At 72.9% G+C, this 2,635-nt stretch carries 2 protein-coding genes and 1 pseudogene; 1 reads left to right on the forward strand and 2 read right to left on the reverse strand.

All coding sequences use genetic code 11. The features are described from left to right. Nucleotides 1-1,483 (forward strand): ERAP1-like C-terminal domain-containing protein (locus D3105_RS33480; protein WP_206273057.1); only part of this gene is annotated, 1,483 nt, incomplete at its 5' end. Between the two features lie 13 nt (nt 1,484-1,496). Here the strand turns inward: D3105_RS33480 and D3105_RS33485 are convergent. Beyond that, nucleotides 1,497-1,868, reverse strand: coding sequence for an ArsR/SmtB family transcription factor (locus D3105_RS33485; protein ID WP_118906564.1), 372 nt, complete (start codon nt 1,866-1,868; stop codon nt 1,497-1,499). A 109-nt stretch (nt 1,869-1,977) separates the two neighbouring features. Next, nucleotides 1,978-2,458: pseudogene (locus D3105_RS33490) on the reverse strand (ATP-binding protein). Nucleotides 2,459-2,635: the final 177 nt, after the last annotated feature.

Here is a 2,635-nt window from a genome sequence, read left to right on the forward strand (position 1 = left end):
CGTCGCCCCCGACCCCGACGCCGTCCCCGACACCGCCTCCGCCCTCCTCAACTTCGACGGCATCAGCTACGCCAAGGGCGCCTCCGCCCTGCGCCAACTCGTCGCCTGGCTCGGCGAGAAGGACTTCCTGGCCGGCATCAACGCCCACTTCGCCCGCCACAAGTTCGCCAACGCCACCCTCGCCGACTTCATCGACAACCTGGCCTCCGCCACCGACCGCGACGTCCACGCCTGGGCCGAACAGTGGCTGCGCACCACCGGCATCGACACCCTCACCGCCGAGATCGGCACCCCCGCGCCCACCGGACCGGCCGGAACCCCGGCTAACGGCAACGGCCAGTCCTGGGCGCTCACCGTCACCCGCGACGGCTCCCGCCCCCACCGCATCACCGTCGGCGCCTACGACCACGCCCTGAACACCCAGGCAGGCCCCGGCCACCTCGCCCTGCGCGACCGCTTCGAAACCGACGTACCCGGCGACGGGACGCCCGTCGTCCGCCCCGGCCGCCGCCCCGCCCTCGTCGTCCTCAACGACGGCGACCTCACCTACGCCAAGATCCGCCTGGACACCGCCTCCTGGGACACCGTCCTGGCCGGCCTCTCCGGCATCCCCGACGCCCTCACCCGGGCCGTCCTGTGGAACACCGCCCGCGACATGGTCCGCGACGCCGAACTCCCCCCGGCCACCTACCTCAAGGCCGCCCGCACCCACCTCCCGTACGAGACGGACCTCGCCCTCGTCCAGGGCGTCCTGTCCTTCGCCGCCGGCCAGGTCGTCGACCGCTACACCGTCCCCGAGGACCTGCCCGCCGCCCGCGCCACCCTCACCGACCTCTGCCGCGACCTCATCCGCCGCACCGAGGACGGCTCACAGCCGGGCCTGCGCCTCATCGCCGTACGCCACTTCATCGACGCCGCCACCCAGCCGGACACGCTCCGCAGCTGGCTCGACGAAGGCACCGTCCACGGCGGACCCGAACTCGACCCCGAGCTGCGCTGGCGCATCCTCACCCGGCTCGCCGTCCTCGGCGCCACCGACGAGGCCGCCATCGCCACCGAACTGGCGGCGGACCCCAGCGCCACCGGCCGCGAAGGCGCCGCCCGCTGCCGCGCCGCGCTGCCCACCCCCGAGGCCAAGGCCGCCGCCTGGGACGCCCTGTTCACCGACGACACCCTGTCCAACTACCTCTTCACCGCCACCGCCCAGGGCTTCTGGCAGCCCGGACAGGAAGAGCTGACCGACGCCTACGTGTCCCGCTTCTACCCCGACGCCATCGCGCTCGCCGCCCGCAGGGGCCCCGCCATCGCCGAGGCCGCCGGACGGTACGCCTTCCCCGCGTACGCCATCGACGCCGGCAGCCTCGCCACCGGCACCCGGGCCCTGGAGGACCCCGAGCTCATCCCCGCCCTGCGCCGCAAGCTCGTCGACCAGCTCGACGACCTCCGCCGCGCCCTCGCCGTACGCACGTCGGCCACCGGCTGACCTCTACTGACCTCTAAGGGGTGTCCTGACGGCCCGGGCGCGCATCGTCCGGGCCGTCGCCGCCCGACCGCAGATCGGCCAGCAGCTCCGCCTGGCCCGCCAGCACCCCGGTCAGAATCGTCCGCGCCACCCGCAGCAGCTCCGCCACTCCCGGATCGGCCAGCGAGTAGTGGACGGCCGACCCCTCCCGCCGGGCCGTCACCAGACCGGCCCGGCGCAACACCGCCAACTGCTGCGAGAGATGGGCGGCCTCGACCCCCACCTCGTTCAGCATCTCCGAGACCGCGTGATCGCGTTCACTGAGCAGTTCGAGCACCCGGATCCGGACCGGATGCCCCAGCGTCTTGAAGAACTCCGCCTTCAACCGGTACAGCGGCGTGCTCACCTGCGGCACCCCGTCCCGTACGACGGAAGCCCGCCGCACCACTGCTGACCTGAACTCTTCTCCATGGGGTCATCCTCGCGCCTTCGCACCCCGGGCGTGCACCCGAGGGTCACCCAAGGCCGCGCCGCAGCGGCAGAGTGACCCAGATGCTCTTGCCGCCCTCGTCGGCATCGCCCCGTACCACCGCGCTGCCGCCCAGACCATGGGTCAGCTCCATCACGGTCGCCAGCCCCCGCCCCGGCGCTGTCCCGGCGGACGCGAACAGCGCCGGGCGGTACGGATGACGGTCGTGCACACGCGAACAGCGCCGGGCGGTACGGATGACGGTCGTGCACACCGAACGCGAACGTGTCCGGGCCGCCCGCCAACACCACCGTCACCTGCGGCGACAGCGCCGCCGCATGCCGCACGCTGTTGGCCACCAGCTCACTGAGGATCAGCAGCGCCGGATCCCGGCACGGCTCCCACGCCGCCACCCCCCACTGCTCCAGCACCTGCTCGGTGGTCTCCCGGGCGACACGCACGGCCTGGCCCGTCGCGGGCAGCGTCAGCACATGCCGGTACGGCAACGGATCGGGCGGCGTGAGCATCGTGCGGGCTCCCTGTCAGGGCGGAACGACCCCTACAGCATGTAGTGAATTGCATAAATCTGCAATTCACTCATTGGGCAGGCGGCAGCCCTCGACCGGTCCGGGGGCTGCCCCCGCACACCGGTCCCGAAATCGCACACCCATACCACCCCCGACCGCCCCGACCCGGCCCCTCCG

This window comes from Streptomyces globisporus (genome assembly GCF_003501885.1).
Classification (GTDB): domain Bacteria; phylum Actinomycetota; class Actinomycetes; order Streptomycetales; family Streptomycetaceae; genus Streptomyces; species Streptomyces globisporus_D.